The 17696-nt window shown below is 63.1% G+C and carries 15 protein-coding genes and 1 tRNA gene; 7 read left to right on the forward strand and 9 right to left on the reverse strand.

All coding sequences use genetic code 11. The features are described 5' to 3' along the window. Window positions 1-431: 431 nt before the first annotated feature. Both GH659_RS14480 and GH659_RS14485 read left to right on the forward strand, forming a co-directional pair. On the forward strand, window positions 432-2015 hold the full coding sequence (locus GH659_RS14480; protein ID WP_153112148.1) for an ATP-binding protein: 1584 nt from the start codon (window positions 432-434) through the stop codon (window positions 2013-2015). Beyond that, window positions 2005-2628: a response regulator transcription factor gene (locus GH659_RS14485; protein WP_153112149.1), complete on the forward strand. Its 624-nt coding sequence runs from the start codon at window positions 2005-2007 to the stop codon at window positions 2626-2628. Before GH659_RS14480 ends, GH659_RS14485 begins: the two co-directional genes overlap by 11 nt. Window positions 2629-2751: 123 nt before the next feature. Here the strand turns inward: GH659_RS14485 and cobT are convergent, their stop codons facing one another. Then, a complete protein-coding gene (cobT, locus tag GH659_RS14490) occupies window positions 2752-3798 on the reverse strand; it encodes a nicotinate-nucleotide--dimethylbenzimidazole phosphoribosyltransferase (RefSeq protein ID WP_153112150.1) in 1047 nt (348 codons plus the stop codon). A 74-nt stretch (window positions 3799-3872) separates the two neighbouring features. On the opposite strand from cobT, the gene cobU reads away from it, so the two are divergent. Continuing rightward, the gene (gene cobU, locus GH659_RS14495) at window positions 3873-4433 is read left to right on the forward strand and encodes a bifunctional adenosylcobinamide kinase/adenosylcobinamide-phosphate guanylyltransferase (protein ID WP_153112151.1); all 561 of its coding nucleotides are present in this window, start codon (window positions 3873-3875) and stop codon (window positions 4431-4433) included. A gap of 146 nt (window positions 4434-4579) precedes the next feature. Here the strand turns inward: cobU and GH659_RS14830 are convergent, their stop codons facing one another. Both GH659_RS14830 and GH659_RS14500 read right to left on the reverse strand, forming a co-directional pair. Beyond that, window positions 4580-4753 (reverse strand): LiaI-LiaF-like domain-containing protein, encoded by a 174-nt coding sequence (locus tag GH659_RS14830; protein WP_170285901.1) that lies wholly within the window; start codon window positions 4751-4753, stop codon window positions 4580-4582. A gap of 14 nt (window positions 4754-4767) precedes the next feature. After that, window positions 4768-6264 (reverse strand): cobyric acid synthase, encoded by a 1497-nt coding sequence (locus tag GH659_RS14500; RefSeq protein WP_246167895.1) that lies wholly within the window; start codon window positions 6262-6264, stop codon window positions 4768-4770. A gap of 56 nt (window positions 6265-6320) precedes the next feature. Between GH659_RS14500 and cbiB the strand changes: the two genes are divergently transcribed. From cbiB to GH659_RS14520, 4 genes are all read left to right on the forward strand, one after another. Then, the gene (gene cbiB, locus GH659_RS14505; RefSeq protein ID WP_153112152.1) at window positions 6321-7277 is read left to right on the forward strand and encodes an adenosylcobinamide-phosphate synthase CbiB; all 957 of its coding nucleotides are present in this window, start codon (window positions 6321-6323) and stop codon (window positions 7275-7277) included. Then, the gene (cobD, locus tag GH659_RS14510) at window positions 7270-8271 is read left to right on the forward strand and encodes a threonine-phosphate decarboxylase CobD (RefSeq protein ID WP_153112153.1); all 1002 of its coding nucleotides are present in this window, start codon (window positions 7270-7272) and stop codon (window positions 8269-8271) included. The genes cbiB and cobD overlap by 8 nt, the downstream gene beginning before the upstream one ends. Beyond that, on the forward strand, window positions 8265-9149 hold the full coding sequence (locus GH659_RS14515) for a cobalamin-binding protein (protein WP_211364273.1): 885 nt from the start codon (window positions 8265-8267) through the stop codon (window positions 9147-9149). The genes cobD and GH659_RS14515 overlap by 7 nt, the downstream gene beginning before the upstream one ends. Before the next feature lie 60 nt (window positions 9150-9209). Continuing rightward, a tRNA-Arg gene (locus tag GH659_RS14520) sits at window positions 9210-9286 on the forward strand. Window positions 9287-9383: 97 nt separating this feature from the next. On the opposite strand, the gene GH659_RS14525 is transcribed toward GH659_RS14520, so the two are convergent. The 6 genes from GH659_RS14525 to GH659_RS15180 all read right to left on the reverse strand — a co-directional run bounded on the left by GH659_RS14525 (window position 9384) and on the right by GH659_RS15180 (window position 17694). Continuing rightward, window positions 9384-10616 carry an efflux RND transporter periplasmic adaptor subunit gene (locus GH659_RS14525; RefSeq protein ID WP_153112154.1) on the reverse strand — a complete coding sequence of 411 codons (1233 nt, stop codon included), beginning with the start codon at window positions 10614-10616 and terminating at the stop codon, window positions 9384-9386. A gap of 8 nt (window positions 10617-10624) precedes the next feature. After that, the gene (locus GH659_RS14530; protein WP_153112155.1) at window positions 10625-12103 is read right to left on the reverse strand and encodes an efflux transporter outer membrane subunit; all 1479 of its coding nucleotides are present in this window, start codon (window positions 12101-12103) and stop codon (window positions 10625-10627) included. A 252-nt stretch (window positions 12104-12355) separates the two neighbouring features. Next, window positions 12356-13999, reverse strand: a complete 1644-nt coding sequence (locus GH659_RS14535) for a putative manganese-dependent inorganic diphosphatase (RefSeq protein WP_153112156.1) — start codon at window positions 13997-13999, stop codon at window positions 12356-12358. 330 nt (window positions 14000-14329) lie between these two features. Beyond that, the gene (locus GH659_RS14540; protein WP_170285902.1) at window positions 14330-15844 is read right to left on the reverse strand and encodes a biotin attachment protein; all 1515 of its coding nucleotides are present in this window, start codon (window positions 15842-15844) and stop codon (window positions 14330-14332) included. Between the two features lie 102 nt (window positions 15845-15946). Further along, window positions 15947-17464: an aminoacyl-histidine dipeptidase gene (locus GH659_RS14545; protein ID WP_153112157.1), complete on the reverse strand. Its 1518-nt coding sequence runs from the start codon at window positions 17462-17464 to the stop codon at window positions 15947-15949. Window positions 17465-17598: 134 nt separating this feature from the next. After that, on the reverse strand, window positions 17599-17694 hold the full coding sequence (locus GH659_RS15180) for an NADP-dependent isocitrate dehydrogenase (protein ID WP_425499990.1): 96 nt from the start codon (window positions 17692-17694) through the stop codon (window positions 17599-17601). Window positions 17695-17696 lie beyond the last annotated feature (2 nt).

A 17696-nucleotide genomic window follows, 5' to 3' on the forward strand; every position in this document is an offset into this window, starting at 1 on the left:
AACGCGTAACGCAGGACAACGTTGCCGAAAACCATCACGATCATCGCGACCAGAAACAGCGCGGCGAGGATTTTCAGCAGGTGGAACAACATATCTGCAGCTTTGGTCATTTGACCCCCTCTGAGTTTTGAGTTGAAGAACGCTTTGCCACCAAGGGCGCAAAGCGCAATTGAGACACGTGGTAAGACTGAAGCGGGGCGTAGCCTAGAGGAAACGCAAGCGGCTGAAAATCCGGAACCACCCCTACGGAAAACGCGAAGAGAGATCCAATGGGCGATCTCGTTGCATCCGTTGTGCAAAGGGCTGTTGCGCTTGGGGGGCGCGCTGACGTACGGGAAGCCCGTACGCGGAAAACGGATGCGTGATTCCGGCGAAAAGCAGACAATCCGGCCCATCGATTCTGCGTCCCTATTTTTTCCGTTTTCGTCGCGATGCCTGATAAAGCCCGGTCTTTCCTCTGGTGGATGCTGTTCATCGCCGTCTATGCCTTGCTGGACTGGGCGAGTTACCTGCATGCACTGCATGGCTTGAACATTACGCCGTGGAACCCGGCGCTGGCGCTCGGTCTCACGTGCTCGCTGCGCTTCGGGCGGCGGGCGGCGCTGCCCTGGTTCATCGCCTTGCTGGCTGACGAGTATGTGATCCGGGGGCTTCCTTCGCCGCTGTTCAGCACGCTCGTGCAGTCGCTCGTTCTCGTGATCGGCTATGGAAAAATCGCCGATATCCTGCGCCATTTCGTCTATCGCAACGGCGGGCTGTCCAGCCAACGCAATTTCTTCTCGTGGCTGGCCATCGTCGTCTTCGGCACCTTCCTGACCAGTTCCCTGTACCTGCTGATCCTTTTCGTGTCCGGCATGATTCCGGTCGACGAGTGGCGTGTCTCCGTCCTGCGCTTCTGGGTCGGCGATTGCGTCGGCGTCATCGCGTCGATGCCTTTCTTCTGGTTGCTGTTCGAGCGCCCCGCTCGTTTGCTGCGCCTCCTGCCACGCTGGGAGACGATCGGCTATGTCACGTTGCTCATCACGATGCTCGGTGTGGCTTTCGGGCGCTGGGAGGTCGACAACTTCAAATACTTCCATCTGCTTTTCTTGCCACTCGTCTGGGCGGCATCCGTGCAGGGGTTGGCCGGGGTCACGATTGCGGCTTTCGTGATGCAGGGGGGCATCATCGTTGCTGTCCAGTTGTTGCATCTGGTGACGGTCATGGTGTTCGAGATGCAGCTGATGGGGGCGGTGCTCGCTTCGGTCGGCTTGCTTATCGGCGTCATCATCGACGAGCGCCAGCGGATTAGTGCGGAGCTGCGGCAAACCTTGCGGCTTGCGGCGGCAGGCGAGATGGCGGGCGCCGTGGCGCACGAAATCAATCAGCCGCTGACCGCGCTGTCGGCGTATGGCATGGCGTGCGAACAGTTGCTCGAACGTGGCGAAAACGGCGATCGGCTGCGCGAAATCGTCAAGCGCATGGTGGCGGAGTCCTACCGTGCGGCCGATGTGGTGCGTCGGTTGCGCGACTTTTTCCGGACCGGTGCGACCAAGCTCGAACGGCTGTCTCTTGCGGATTTGTTGCTGTCCGCCAGTGAGCCTTTCAAGACGAAGGCGGCCAAGCAAGGGGTCGAATTCGCCGTCGATCCGGCGCCGGAAGCCGTGTTGCTGGCCGATCGTCTGCAACTTGAGGTGGTGTTACGCAATCTAATCTCCAACGCTTTCGAGGCCGTGGCGGAAAAGCCCGTCGGCGAGCGGCGGGTTCGGGTGGCGGCCCAATGGCTCGACGAGGGGCGGGCTTGCATTCGGGTCGAGGACAGCGGTCCGGGGATTGCAGAGGGGAAAGCGGCGCGCGTGTTCGAGGCTTTCCATTCGACCAAGTCGAGCGGTTTGGGCCTGGGGCTGGCGATCAGCCGCGCCATCGCCGAGGCGCACGGCGGCGCCCTGGTAGCGGAAGAAACCGGTTATGGTCTGTTCAAATTGATATTGCCGACAGAAGAAAATGGAGAGGGGGTCAGCAGCGATGACGTCTAGCGCGTATACGGTTTTTATTGTGGATGACGACCCGGCGGTGCGCGACGCGCTCGGATTGCTGCTGGGCTTGCAGGGGCACCCGGTGGTCATGTTTGCGGATGCCGAAAGCTTTTTGAGCGCTTTCCGTCCGCAGTGGCGTGGCTGTCTGCTCGTCGATATTCGGATGCCGGGCATGGACGGGCTGGCACTCCAGAAGCGTCTGCTCGAAATGGAGAGCACGCTGCCGGTGATCGTCATGACGGGGCACGGCAACGTCGACTGCGCGCGCGAGGCGTTTCGCGCGCAGGCGGTCGATTTCCTCGAAAAGCCGGTGGATCATGGCCGCCTGCTCGCCGCCATCAACGAGGCGTTTGCCCGTCAGAAAGCCGCGCAGACGCGGACTGGTCAGCGCGAACAGCTGGATCGATTGCTGGCGACGCTGACGCCGCGCGAACGCGAAGTGATGGTCGAAGTCGTCAAGGGGCGCCACAACCGGGAAATCGCCGATCTGCTCGGCATCAGTGCGCGCACCGTCGAAGTGCACAAAGCGCGCATGATGACCAAACTCGGCGTCGACGGCGTGCCGGCGCTGGTTCGCCTGAGTTTGCTCGGGCAGGACAAAAGTGCGGAGTGAACAAGAAAAACCTTCACCACCAAGACACAAAGGCACCAAGTTTCACCAAGAAAGGCCTCGCATGGTTTTGTTTTTCTTGGTGAAACTTTGTGCTCTTGGTGCCTTGGTGGTTCGCTTTGTTTTCTAACCGGCGCTCTGACTAACGCCCGCAGATTCGAAGCTGGCCATCTCGTTGAGCATGACGAGCGCCGAGCATACGAGTGGGTAGGCGATGACGACGCCGCTGCCTTCGCCGAGGCGCAGGCCGAGGTCGATCAGCGGTTCGCCGCCGAGGTCGCGCATCTGCGCCTGATGTCCCGGTTCGGCCGAGCGATGGCAGAAAATGCAGTAGTCGCGGATGTTCGGGGCGATGCGCGAAGCGGCGAGCAGGGCCGAGGTGACGATGAAACCGTCGATCAGCAACGTCATGCCGCGCTCGGCGCCGCCGAGCAGGGCGCCGGCCATCATCACGATCTCGAAGCCGCCGAATTCGCACAGCACTTGCATCGGATCAGCGTTCGGTGGCAATTGGGCGCGGGCGACGGCCGTGGACAGAAGTTCCCGTTTGCGCTGGAGGCCGGCGTCGTCGAGGCCGGTGCCGCGGCCGATGCAGTCGATCAGCGGCGTGCCGGTCAGCAAATGCGTGATCAGCGAAGCCGCGGCGGTGTTGCCGATGCCCATTTCGCCGACGCCCATCACGTTGCATCCGGCATCAGCCAATCCGTGCGCAATTTTCGCTCCCTTGCGCAGAGCGGCTTCGCACTCTTCGAGCGTCATCGCCGGTTCGCTCAGGTAGCTGCGCGTGCCGGTCGGTGCGATCTTGGCGTCGATCAGGCCGTCGCGCGGGCCGAAATCGTGCGCGACGCCGGCGTCGATGACTTGAAGGGCGAGGCCGTTCTGGCGCGCGAAGACGTTGGCGCCGGCCCCTCCCGCGAGATAGTTTTCGACCATCTGCCAGGTGACGTCCTGCGGATAGGCCGAAATGCCTTCCTTTGCCGCACCGTGGTCGCCGGCAAAGATCAGCAGGTGCGGGTTCTTGAAGGCGGGCGACAGCGTTTGCTGGATGCGGCCGACCTGAAGCGCCACTTTCTCCAGCAGACCGAGCGAGCCGCGCGGCTTGGTCTTGTTGTCGATCTTGTGTTGCAGGGCGGCGTCGAGGTCGTGGCTGAGCGGAGGAATCGAGAATTTCATGGCGCGAATAGTGGCAGGAGAGCCCGAAAAGCGGCTGATTATACGCCGGGGGTTGTCGTGTTAATCTCGGCCCCATGAGAGAGCTGATCATTGGTGGCGCCCGTTCGGGCAAGAGCGTGCAGGCCGAACGGCGGGCGCATGAGAGTGGATTGCGCGTCGTGTATGTGGCCACAGCACAGGTTTTCGACGGCGAAATGGAGCGCCGCGTGGCGCATCACCGCGTGCGGCGGCCGGCGGAATGGGGCTTGGTCGAGTCGCCGCTCAATCTGGCAGCGACCTTGCGCCAGCACGCGGCGCCGGACGTCTGTCTGCTCGTCGACTGCCTGACGCTCTGGCTGTCCAACCTGTTGTTTGCCGGTGAAGCGGCGCGTCAGGCCGAAGCCGGCGAGGCGGTCGATTGCCCTCTTTTTCGCGATGAAGTGCAGGCGCTCGTGGATGTCCTGCCGCAGTTGCCCGGCCGCGTTATCCTCGTTTCCAACGAAGTGGGCTGGAGCATCGTGCCGATGGCCGCCGTATCCCGCCTGTTCGCCGACGAACAGGGGCGGCTCAACCAGCGCGTCGCGGCCGTGTGCGAGCAGGTGACGCTGGTCGCGGCCGGTCTGCCGCTGGTGCTCAAGTCGCCGGTTGCCGGCTAGGCGGGCTAGCGAAAAAAAGCGAACCACCAAGCAACCAAGAACACCAAGATCGCACCAAGTAAATGCTTCGTTTTTCTTGGTGAAACTTTGTGCCCTTCGTGTCTTGGTGGTGAATCGTTGCTTTTTCAGTGGGCAACGGGCTTTGCTCAGCGCCTTTTGCCGCCGCCGGGAAAGAAGAAGCTGATGCCGATGGCGATCAGGATGGCTGGCCACCAGGTATGCAGAAGATGGGTGAAGTTGACCCGCAGCAGTCCGAGGTTGTCGGCCAGCATGACGCCGCCGATGATGATCAGAATTAGTCCGGTGACGCTGTATTTCATTCGTTAGCCCTCTTTTATGCCGTTGTTTCTGCGTTGAGCGGCAGCCACTCGGCCAGCCGCTTCAGGTCGAGATGCTGTTCGACGGCATCCGCCAACCGGTCGAGATCGCGTTCGCGGCGGGCGTTCGGGTCGAAGCTGGCGCTCGGCTTGTGGCCGGCCCATTCGAGCAGGGCGTTCAGGGCTTCCGGCTGGTCGAACAGGCCGTGGCAGTAGGTGGCGAGAATCTGGTTGTCTTCGGACATCGCGCCTTCCGGTTGCCCACCGAGTTGCGTCGATGGCCGTGCCAGTGCCGGGCCGTGCGTCACGCCCATGTGGATGCGGTAACCGGCGACCGTGGGCGAACCCGGCAGGGTCAGGGTGCCGCTGACGTTTTCCAGCGTTTTTTCCGCTTCCAGCGTCGTTTCGTAATCGAACAGGCCGAGTCCCGGCTGACTGCCCGGCGCGCCTTCCAAACCGAGCGGGTCGTGCAGCGCCTGGCCGAGCATCTGCAGCCCGCCGCAGATGCCGATGACCTTGCCACCGTAGCGCAGATGACGCTGAATTGCCGCTTCCCAGCCCATGGCGCGCAGCCAGGCGAGATCGGCCTGCACGGCCTTCGAGCCGGGCAGCACGATCAGGTCGCTTGGCGGTACCGGCTCGTGCGGACCGACGAAGCGGAAATCGACGTCGGGATGGAAGCGCAGCGGATCGAGGTCGTTGTGGTTGGAAATGCGCGGGTAGGCCGGGGCGATTACGCGCAAATTCGCGCCGGTCTTCACCTCTTGACCCTTGGGCAGCGCGTCCTCGGCGTCGAGATAGAGGCCGTGCAGGTAGGGCAGCACGCCGAGCACCGGCTTGCCGGTGCGCTCTTCCAGCCAGGTCAGGCCCGACTCGAGCAGACTCATGTCGCCGCGGAAGCGGTTGATGACGAAACCCTTGATCCGCGCCTGTTCGCTCGGCGACAGGAGTTCGAGCGTGCCGACCAGGTGCGCGAAGACGCCGCCGCGGTCGATGTCGGCGACGATGATCACCGGGCAGTCGACGGTCTCGGCGAAGCCCATGTTGGCGATGTCGCGGGCGCGCAGATTGATTTCCGCCGGGCTGCCGGCGCCTTCGACGATCACGCAATCGTAGGCCGCGCACAGCCGCTCCCACGATTCGAGCACGGCCTTCATCGCGCGCGGCTTGTACTCGTGATAGTCGCGGGCGTTGAGGTCGGCGTGCGCCTTGCCGTGGATGATGACCTGCGCCTGCTTGTCGGTCGATGGCTTGAGGAGGATCGGATTGAAGTCGATGTGCGGCGGCACGCCGGCGGCCAGCGCCTGTAATGCCTGGGCGCGGCCGATTTCGCCGCCGTCAATGGTCACGGCCGAATTGAGCGCCATGTTCTGCGGCTTGAACGGGGCGACACGCACGCCGCGCCGGGCCAGCACGCGGCAAATGGCGGCGGCCAGCACGGACTTGCCGGCGTCGGAGGTGCAACCCTGCACCATCAGGCAGGGCGTTTTGTTGGGGGAGTGAGGTGTATTCATCGTAAAATCCCGGGTTCTCGGCTTTATTCGCTCGCTTTGCAGCCCCCGATTTTCTCATGCCTGTCCCGTTTGCACCCGATCCATTCGCGTTTGATCTTCCTCCCGCTCTCTGGCTGCCGCTCGCCGCGCTGGCCGGCGTCCTGCTCGACCGGGTGTTCGGCGAAGTCCGCCGTTTCCATCCGCTGGTCGGTTTCGGCACGCTGGCCAACCGTATCGAGCGCTTGTTCAACCGTGGTCAACAGCGTCGGGTGAACGGCCTCATCGCCTGGTCGCTCGCCGTGCTGCCGTGGACGGCGCTGGCGTTCTTGATGAAGCGCGGCGACTATCTGGGCTGGGTGTTCGAAGCCTTTCTGCTTTATTTCGCGCTCGGTGGGCGCAGTCTGACCGAGCACGCCGAGCGCGTCGGCGCCGATCTGTCCGCCGGCAATTTGCCCGCTGCCCGTGAGCATGTCGGCTGGATTGTCTCGCGCAATACGGCCGATCTCGACGAATCGGGCGTCGCCAAGGCGTGCGTCGAATCGACGCTGGAGAACGGCAACGATGCCGTGTTCGGCGCGCTGTTCTGGTTCATGCTCTTCGGCGGTGCCGGCGCCGTGCTGTTCCGGCTGGCCAATACGCTCGATGCCATGTGGGGCTACAAGACCGAGCGCTTCCTGCGCTTCGGCTGGGCCGCGGCGCGTATCGACGATCTTCTCAATTTTCTGCCCGCCCGACTTACCGCGTTCTCTTACGCGCTCCTCGGCCAGACGCGTCGGGCGCTGGCCTGTTGGCGTCGGCAGGCGCCGGTGTGGGAGAGTCCGAATGCCGGGCCAGTGATGTCCTCCGGTGCCGGCAGCCTTGGCCTCGCCCTTGGCGGTCCGGCCTTCTATCACGGCCAGCTCGAAGAACGCCCGGTGCTTGGTGAAGGCCGCCCGGCGCGTGGCGAGGACATTCCTCGCGCGCTGACTCTGGTCCGGCGGAGTCTGGCCCTTTGGCTGCTTCTTTATCTGATGCTGGGAGTTTCGCTTGCTTGAACATGGAGGCCGCCTACGGCTGGCCGCGCAACAGTTCGGGATTCCGCTGGCCGACTGGCTCGACCTGTCGACCGGTATCAATCCGCACACTTATCCGGTGCCGCCGATCGATCCGCTCTGCTGGCAACGCCTGCCGGAAGATAACGATGGCCTCGAAGCCGCGGCCGCCGCGTACTACGGCAATGACCGTCTGCTGGTTCTGCCGGGGTCGCAGGCGGCGATCCAGACCTTGCCCTTCCTGTTCAAAACGGCGGCTGTGACCTGCGTTTCCCCGGTCTATGAAGAGCACCCGCACGCCTGGGAGAAGGCCGGTCACAAGTTGCGCCGTCTGCCGTCATTGCAACGGGCGCTGTCCGCCATGACCCCCTATGTGCAGCTGTGCAGCCCGAACAATCCGACCGCTACGCCATATCAGCGTGCCAGTCTGCTCGACGCGGCGGCGCAGTTGCACAAGCGCGGCGGCTGGCTGATCGTCGACGAAGCGTTTGCCGACGCCGAGCCGGAAAACACCGTCGTTTCCCTGGCTGGCAGCGAGGCGGCGCCGAATCTGATCGTCCTGCGCTCGCTCGGCAAATTCTTCGGGCTGGCCGGTGCCCGCGTCGGCTTTGTCTTTGGCGATGCCGAGAAGCTCGGTCGCCTGCGCGAAATCCTTGGGCCGTGGCCGGTGGCGAATCCATGTCGCCTCGTCGCCCGTGCCGCGCTGGAGGATTTCGGCTGGCAAGCGGCCATGCGTACACGCCTGCGCGCCGACTCGCAGCGGCTGGCGGTAATGCTTGCGCCGCTGGGAAAAGTCAGTCGAACGGATCTGTTCTGTACCGTCAGTGGGACGGCCGAACCGCTTGCCGTTGAGGCCGTGTTCGACCATTTTGCCCGCCGCGCCATCCTGACCCGCCGCTTCGACCAGCACGGGCTTATACGTTTCGGGCTGCCCGGCAGCGAGCCGGAATGGGAGCGTCTGGCGCAGGCCGTTCAGGCGTGGTCGTCCGCATGTTGAAACGCGCGTTTTTCCTTCTCTTCTGCGCTGTTGCAAGCCTGGCCAGTGCGGCTGAGGTGAGCGTCAAGGATGATGCCGGGGCGACCGTGCGCCTTGCGCGTCCGGCCCAGCGCATCGTCACGCTGGCGCCGCATCTGGCCGAAACGCTTTTTGCGGCCGGAGCCGGGAGCCGGCTCGTCGGCACCGTCGAATACAGTGATTTTCCGGAAGCGGCGAAAAAGATCCCGCGCGTCGGTGGCTATTCGCGTCTCGATCTGGAGGCCATCGCCGCGCTTAAACCCGATCTGGTCATCGCCTGGCACAGCGGCAATACCCCCGCCCACATCGACAAGCTGCGCGCCTTCGGCTTTCCGGTTTACGTCTCGCAGCCCGACCGAATTGACGACATCGCCAGCGAAATTGAACGTTTCGGCATTTTGGCGGGTACTCGTCAGGTCAGCGATGAGGTGGCCCGACGCTTGCGCGAGCGTCATGCCGAATTGCAAAAGCGCTACAGCCAACGCGCCCCGGTACGCACCTTCTATCAGATCTGGAAACAGCCGCTCTCCAGCGTCGGCGGCAAGCAGATCATATCGAGCGTGATCCGCCTTTGTGGCGGCGTAAACGTGTTTGGTCAGCTCGATGCCTTGGCCCCGGTCGTCACCGTCGAGTCGGTCGTTGCCGCCAACCCCGAGGCCATCATCGCCAGCGGCATGGGGGAGGCGCGCCCCGAATGGCTCGATGACTGGAAACGCTGGACGTCGATTACGGCCGTTGCCCGCAACAACCTGTTCTTCATTCCGCCCGACCTGATCCAGCGCCACACTCCGCGTCTGCTCGACGGCGCCGAACTGCTTTGCCGCCACCTCGAAACCGCGCGGCAGCAGCGGTCAAAGTAAGGAAAATTTTGCCCGGGATGGACTTGTGAGCACAAACCGGTTATCCTCCCACCCCTCTGCGCGCCCGTAGCTCAGCTGGATAGAGTACTGCCCTCCGAAGGCAGGGGTCGGACGTTCGAATCGTCTCGGGCGCGCCAATCAGATCAAACAAAAAAGCCAATCTCCGGATTGGCTTTTTTGTTTAGTGCGTAATCCGTGCCTGGATTGAGCCCTCACGGCACTATAGTGTTTCGGTCAGGTGCTCGCGCCGGTATTTAGCAAGACGGCTTTCTTTGGCTCGGGTTGCCGCGGGGGCTGCACGGCCTTGGCGGGGGCGTCCTTTTGCAGGCTGGCACTGTTAGCCACGATTGGCGTGTTTTCGTCGAGTCCGGCGGTGATTTCAATCCAGTCGTCGTTTACGCGTCCGGTCTTTACATCCACCGCGTCGATCTTGTTATCTTCGCCGACCTTGAATACGCGGGCGCCGCCCTCCTGTCGTTGAACGGCGGTGGCCGGCACCGACAGGACCCTGCGCTTGCCGACGGTGAGCGTCCCGGAAACGCGCAGGCCGGCCTTGAGATGGGCTTCCGTCGGCAGGTCGACGTAGGCAAGACCGGTGCGAGTGGTCAGATCGACGGCGGGGGAAGCTTGGCGCACTCGTCCCTTGACGTCAGTGCCGAGCGGGCTCTTGACCGTGACTTCCTGCCCTGGCGAGAGCTTGAGGAGCGTTTCTCCATCGACTTCGGCGCGCCATTCCAGCCGCCCTTGCCGGATCAGGCGGAAGAGTTCGCTGCCGGACTGGACGATGGCGCCTTCGCTGGCGGCGCTGGCCGAGATGACGCCGTCGTCATTGGCGACCAGCGTCGTGTTATCCAGCCTGAGCTGCTGTTTTTTGAGCTGGGCGCGGGCCGCGTTGAGGCGGGCTTCCGCCGTGTGCTTCTGCGTTTCGTAGCGCATCATTTCCTGCTGACTGACGCCGCCTGACGGCATCAGTCGTTTGGCGCGCTCGAGGGTGGCGACGGCTTGGGTCAATGTGGCCTCGGCTTCCTCGAACTGTGCCTTGGCCGTTTCGAGTTCGGTTTCAACGGTGGCCGGGTTGAGGCGCGCCAGAACCTGTCCTTTCCTGACAATGTCGCCGACGTTAACGAGTACGCTGAGCAGCCGCAAACCGCCGACTTCGGTGCCGATATGGCTTTCCTGCCAAGGCATGATGTTGCCTTTGGCGTCCACCTGCTCTGGCCAGAAGTCGACTTTGGGTTTGATGACGGTGATCGGCTGTGGCGTTTGGCCGGTCACCGTGGTCGGGCGGGCGGGGGGCGATGCTTCCTCTACGGCCGCTTGCTTCTGGAGAGGTGTCGCTCGCGGAAGAGGCTGGGCGCTCGACGGGCGAGCCGGGCCGAGCAGCGAGACGATGACGAGCGTCAGCGCAAGAATGGCCATTCGCTTGGTTTTTGCGGGGATGGGCGCAGGGAAGTTGGAGAGCGGCATGGCAAGGCTCACTTTACGGGAAAGGTTTGGACAACGGTGTGCGTGTCGTCGGGGGCCAGCGCTGCGGATTCGTACTGTGCCGCGCCGCCGGTCGACCTGTTCAGCGCAACCCAGGCCTGCAGGCGCTCCTGCTGGACGCCGAGCAGGGTTTGCTGGGCGCTCAGCATGGCGCGTCTGGCGTCTTCGAGTTCGAGCAGGTCGCTTGCCCCTTCGCGGTAACGTACCTCGACCGCCTCGAAAAAGCGCTGATATTGCCCGGCGGAAACGCGCGCGTTTTCGGCCCGTTCGTGCGCGGCGGCGTAGCGGGTCAGCGCGTCCTCGACTTCCTGCACGGCGCGTCTGGCCGTGGACCGGAAATTGGCCAATGCTTCGTCATAGCGGGCCTTGGCTATTTCGACCGCCGCCGCCCGGCGTCCGCCGTCAAAAATCGGCAGGCTGAGCGAGGGGCCGAACGACCAGGTGCCGAATGACAAAGAGCCGCTTCCTCCCGCCTTGTCGGCCGAATAGCCAAGTGTGCCGTTGAGGGTCAGGCGGGGGTAACGGTCGGCTTCGGCGAGTCCGATGTCGGCCGAGGCCGCGGCGACATTTTGTTCCGCCGAGCGGATGTCCGGGCGCTGGCTCAGCGCTTCGGTCGGGATGGCGATGCTGAAATGCTTCGGCACCGGAAGGCGCTCCAGACCAGTGGGTTTGTCGGCCAGGATTCTCATCAACGCCGGTCGGGTGACGCCGGTCAGACGGGTCAGGAGGTTTTCCAGGCGCTCGCACTGGGCGCGTGTTGCGGCGAGTTGGGTCTTTGCCTCGGCGACCGATGCCATGCTGCGAATGCCCTGATAGGGCGCGGTGAAGCCCACTTCCACGCTGGCCGCCGTCAGCTTTTCGGTGGCCTCGCGCGAGGCGACGTCCTGTTCGCTGAGCGCGATGTGGGATTGGCAGGCGCGGTAACTCAGGTAGGTGTCGGTGACGTCGGCGGACAGACTCAGGCGCGCATCGGCGAGCGTCGCCCGTTGTGCGGCTTCGCGGGCGAGGGCGCCCTCGCGGCCGCGACGGACGGCGCCAAAGAGGTCGATTTCCCACGCGGCGTTGGCTGACAGCCATGACTCCCGGTAGCTTGTTTCGTACGACGAGCCGCGTTCGCCGCCCGCGCTGCCGTCGATTGCGGGGAGGCCGGCAGCGTCGGCTTGTGTGACCCGCGATCGGGATTGGGCGAGCTTGGCGATCGCGGCGTCAAGCGTGGGGCTGTCGGCGAGTGCGGCGCTGACCAATTCGTCCAGGGCGGGGTCGGAAAGCTCGGCCCACCACGGGGAGGTCGGCGTTTGTGTCGTGCCTGTGGAAGCGGCGGTGTCGGTGCGCGATGTCCATTGTGTCGGGACGTTGTTGTCCGACAGGCTGGGGGCGACGTAATCCGGGCCGACAACGGCGCATCCGGAAAGCGTCGCAAGCGCCCAGAGTGCCAAAAGCGTTGATCGGGGCGCGATACGGTAAAACATTTTCAATCCTCTTCTTCGCCGACAAGGGGCGCCGAATGGCTGTGGAGTTTCTCTGCCCGGGCGATGGGGCTGGGGGGGCTTGGGTTTCCGGGAGAATCGTTAAGCTTAACAAAGGATCGGGGTGTATTGCACCCCTGACGGCTTTTTTGAAGTTGCCGCGGGAGAGCATGGTGATGGCCGGCAGTTTCGAGCAGCGCAGAAAAAACAACGGGCCAGACAGTGCTGGCCCGTTGTGTGGCAGTGTTCGGCGCGTTATTTCTTTTTCAGCACGTCGAGAATCCGCAGGATTTCCGGCAGCAGTTGCTTCTTGCGCGAGAGAACGCCGGGCAGGTCGAAGAGGTTGTCTTCCAGTTTCTTGTAGGCGAGTTCTTTTTCGCCTGCGGCCCACGTCGTGCACAGCAGAACGCTGTGTTCCTTGATGATGTCGGTCACCAGCAGCAGGGCCCAAGTCAGGTTGTGTTCCTTGCGGGCCGTGTTCAGCGCGTCCAGCATCCGGGCTTTGGCTTCGTCGATGTCTTCAAGGGTGCTGACCTCCACCTGGCCGACGCCGACGGAGAGATCGCCGTCGGCGTATTCCTTGAAGTCGGCCTTGACGATCTGGAGCGGGTCGGTGGATTTCAGGCAGGTCGTGCAGGAGAGCAGTTGCGAGCCGTATTCCTGCAGATCGACGCCAGCCAGTTGGGCGAGTTCGCCGGCGTAGACACGGTCTTCTGGTGTCGTGGTCGGCGAGCGGAGCAGCATGGTGTCGGATAGCAGGCCGGAGAGCATGACGATCGCCGCCGACTTGTCCGGTGTGACGCCGGCCATGCGGTAGTGGATGTAGACGATGGAACAGGTCGAGCCGATCGGCTTCGAGTACAGGTAGATCGGCTTGCTTGTCTTCTCGGCTCCGAGGCGGTGGTGGTCGAGGATTTCGCAGATCTCGGCGTCTTCGGCGCCGGGAATGGCTTGTCCCAGTTCGTTGTGATCCATCAGGATCATTTTGCGGCGCGGCTTTTCGATGAAGCTGGAACGGGTGACGCTGCCGACGTAGCTGCCGTCGCGCAACACGGGCAGGCCGCGGTACTCGGAGCTGACGAGCGTCTTTTTGGCGTTGTCGAACAGTTCGTCGTGCGCCAGACAAAGCGGCTCGGCGTCCATGATCTGCTTGACCGGGACCGAAAGACGCAGCAGGCGGATAGTCTCGGCGGTGTCATATTCCGAGACGAAAACGAGGCCGCTGAACGCACTGAAATCGACGCTCGGCACTTCATCCTTTTCAAGGCCCGTCAGGATGATGGCGGGTACTTGCTGGCTGATCGCGTGGTTGATCAGTTCGGGGCGATTGCCGAGGACGATGATCGGTTTTGCGGAACCCAGTTCATTGAGTCGCCGCACGAAGTGCTCCAGATTCATTGCGCCGATCATGAACGGTGCCTCGAACTCTTCCTGCTGGCCACGCTGGATGAAGCGGCCGGGCAGCACGCGCTGGATGTTGTCGGCGCGGAAGGTGTGCGCGGGCCGTGCCTTGAGGCTGTTTTCCACGAAATAGCTGGTCATCTCATGGATGCCGATGATGCCGGCGAATTTGTTGGCGCCTTCGAAGACCGGGACGACGGAGATGGTGCTCTCGTCGAGATCCTCGAACGCCATCAGCAGCGGGTCGTTGCTGTCGAGCCGGAGGCCGTCGGCATCGGCGACATCGACGACGCGCGGCTTGATGTCCTTGACGTACGTTGGCGGCTCAAGCCCGGCGTTGCTGAAGACGAACTTGGCCTGGTTGCCGAGCGGGCCACACACGGCGGCCAGATAGCGGTTTTCGGGATCGATGGCGTTCTTGAGGCGGGCATAGCTCCAGGCCGAGCAGGCCGAGTCGGTGTCGGGGTTCCGGTGACCGATGACAATAACTTCAGACATTCTTTCTCCTTGTCGCCCATGGCGCTTCAGCGCCTGAATCCGGGCGGTTTCTACGTGTCAGCCAAAGGGGCCGCTGTTCCTTTGTTATGTTTCCTGTGCAAGTCAGTGCGGCGGCAAGACTTGTATGTTTCGGGCATCGGAGAATGCTGCGCGGGTGATGCGGGAGTCGAAACTCGTTCGTGTGCGCCAGGCTTTGCTTTTGCAGCAACACTGGCATTAGTCACGATGTTTTCGCGCCGGTTCAATGAAACATGCCTCAGCGAGTGAGGCATGTCGTTGATACGGCAGCGAAGCGCCGCCCGGAACGGATTTCCGGCGGCGTGGTACGGCTTACATCTTCTGCACCTGCACGTCGAAGGCCATGCCGTTGACCGCGATGTGGTATCCGGTCGTGTAGCCGGGCGTGGCCGGTGCAGCGGCGGTCGGGGCGGCCGCTTTGCTCGCATCCTTCTTCGGAACGGCGACCTTGCCCTTGCCGAGCAGGAAGTCGAGCCCCTTGTTGCCGCCCTTGGTGGCGAAGGCGCCGATGATGAAGAGATTCTCTTCGGTAACCGGCAGGCCGTTGTCCTGAAGCAGCTTGGTGGCCTTCGGAATGCCTGGTTCGAGATTCTTGATCGGGTCGCCCGTGAAGACCGGCTTCTTCATCTGCTCGGAGGCGATCTTGACGATTTCCGGATCAGGCTGCACCGGCGTCTTGCCGAAGTAGCCGAGCACCATGTTGCCGTAGCCCTCAGTGATTTTCTTCCACGGGCCGATGATTGTGTTGGCGTAAGCCTGCTGGAAGTAGAACTGGGAAACCGGCGTAACGGAAGCCGCGAAGCCGCCGCGTGCCACGCATTCGGTCATGGCCCGGATGACTTCCGGGTAACGGTGGAAGGTCTTGGCTTCACGCATCATCAGCGTGTTGGCGGTCAGCGCGCCACCCGGCATCGGGCTGAAGATCACGTTGGAGTCGATGGCCAGCGCTTCCGGCGGGAACTCGTAATCCTTCAGGCACTCCTTGGTGATCATGTTGGCTTCCATGATCTTCTCGACGTTGATGTCGAGGCAGTAGTCGGTGCCTTTGAGCGCGTGCCAGAGCGAGAACAGGTCAGGCTGGGCCGTGCCGCCGCTGAGCGGAGCGCGACCAACGCACACGCCGTCGCAACCGCCTTCGATCGCCGCGACGTACTGGGTGATGCCGGTGCCGCAGGTGTCGTGGGTGTGCATGCGCAGTTCCACCTTGTCGCCGAGCAGCTTGCGGGCGGCCTTGAAGGTTTCGTGCACTTTGTGCGGATTCGTGGTGCCGGAAGCGTCCTTGAAGCAGATGCTGGAGAACGGGATGTTTGCGTCGAGGATTTCGCGCAGCGTCTTGACGTAGTAGTCGACGTCGTGGGCGCCAGTGCAGCCCGGGGGAAGTTCCATCATCGAGACGACGACTTCGTGTTCCAGGCCGGCATTGGCGATGCACTGGCCGGAATAGATCAGGTTGTTGACGTCATTCAGCGCATCGAAGTTACGGATGCGGGTCATGCCGTGCTTCTTGAACATCCTGGCGTGCAGGTCGATCATGTCGGCCGGTTGCCCCTCCAGGGCGACCACGCTGATGCCGCGCGCCAGTGTCTGCAGGCGGATATCCGGACCGACCGTCTTGCGGAAGGTGTCCATCATGTCGAACGCCGACTCGCCGCAGTAAAGGAATGGTGTCTGGAAGCGGGCGCCACCGCCGGCTTCGAAATGCGTGATGCCTGCCGCTACGGCCGCTTCAACCGCTGGCATGAAATCCTTGGTGAAAACGCGGCCGCCAAAAATGGACTGGAATCCGTCACGGAAACTCGTGTCCTGGAAAAGAATCTTTTTAATCATGCCATTCCTTGCTGAATCGTAAAATTTTCCGGTGCAGGACATCCCTGCAGACAGTGCCAGAAAGCAAACCCACCTTGTAACAAGTCTTGTGCAATCAGTCAATCATCCGACGTTGATTTGAGCCTTGCTGGATGGCTGGCAGGGCACTCCTGTTCCGATCGTTGTCAGAATGGTTGTCAGAAGCTTCCAGATTTGTGCGACGGAAGTTGTTTCGACAGCCTCGCCCGGCGCATGCGCGCCTCGGATAATTGGACCGAAGGAGACGATGTCGAGTTCAGGATACTTGGCGCCGATGAGGCCGCATTCGAGTCCGGCATGAATGACGTGGACCGTGGCGTCTTCGCCGTATTCGCGGCGGTAAACCGACTGGCACAAGGCGAGCAGCGGCGATGCTGGATTCGGAGCCCAGCCGGGGTAGTGGCCGGACTTTTCTGCCATCGTGCCGGACAGCGAGAAAAGACTGACAATCTCGTCGGCGAGCGCGGTGCCGGCACTGTCGATGAGCGACCTGACCATGAAGTTGCATTCCCCACCGGCCGGCGTCAGCGTGACGATGCCCAGATTGTTTGATGTTTCGACAACGCCGGGAAGGCGACGGCTCATGCGCCTTACGCCATGGGGCGCGGCGTGGAGGGAGGCCAGCCAAGCGGCCTGGTTCTCGGCGGACATGGCGTGTGCGATGTTCGCCGGTTGGCAGCGAAGCGTCAGCTCGTTCTCAACGCCCTCCAGTTCGGTGGCAAGGCAAGCCTGCCAGCTTTCCAGGAGATCATTGAGCCGGCTCGCCTGAGCCGTTGGCAGGGCGATCAAGGCGAAGGCTTCGCGGGGCAGCGCATTGCGCGCCGAGCCGCCTTCAAGGCAGGACAGGCGCAGCGACAGTTTTTCTTCCAGATCGCGCAGGACTCGCACCAGGAGCTTGATCGCGTTGCCGCGCTCCTCGTGAATGTCGGCGCCGGAATGGCCGCCGCGCAGTCCGCGCAAGTCGATCCGCCAGCCTGAGAAATTGTCCGGTAGCGGTTCGGCCCGGCCGGCGCGGCTTACGTTGACGTCCAGCCCGCCGGCGCAGCCGAGGTAAAACTGGCCCCATTCCTCGGTGTCGAGATTGAGCATCAGTCGCCCGCGCAAGAGGTCTTCCGCGAGGCCGCGTGCGCCGCCCATGCCGGCTTCCTCGTCGACCGTGAGCAGCGCTTCGAGCGGGCCATGAATCAACGAATCATCTTCCAGCGCGGCCAGAATCAGCGCGACCCCGATGCCGTTGTCGGCGCCGAGCGTGGTGTTTTCAGCAATCAGCCAGCCGTCGCGCAGGATGGGCGTGATCGGGTCCTTGTCAAAGTCGTGCGGCGTGTCGCTGTTCTTCTGGCAGACCATGTCCAGATGCGCCTGCAGGATGGTGCCGGGGGCGTTTCCCCGGCCGGGCGAGGCCGGCTTGCGGATGATCAGGTTGCCCGCTTCGTCGACGATGGCTTCGAGCCGGCGATCGATCGCCCATTGGCGCAAATGTTCGCGCAGGGCGGCTTCGCCTTTCGAGGGGCGGGGGATGTGGCAGAGCGTGGCGAAATGGCGCCAGACCGGTTCGGGTTGAAGGCCGGCGAAGGGCGGCGGGAGGTGAGCTGGCGTGTTCATCGGATGGGGCGCCGTTTGTTGAAGGAGCGCGGAATTTTACTGCGTCTTTCGTTCGACCAAAAAAGAGCCCTTGCCGCGTTTCCGGGGCAAGGGCTCGGTTTGCTTCAACGCGCCCCGTTACCGGGGCGGCTTTATTACAGCGCGTCGATGATGGCGTTCAGCGTGGCGCTCGGACGCATGGCGGCCGCGGTCTTGAGCGGGTCCGGACGGTAGTAACCGCCGATATCCACGG

It is taken from the genome of Propionivibrio limicola, from assembly GCF_009469695.1.
In the GTDB taxonomy this organism is placed as follows: Bacteria; Pseudomonadota; Gammaproteobacteria; order Burkholderiales; family Rhodocyclaceae; genus Propionivibrio; species Propionivibrio limicola.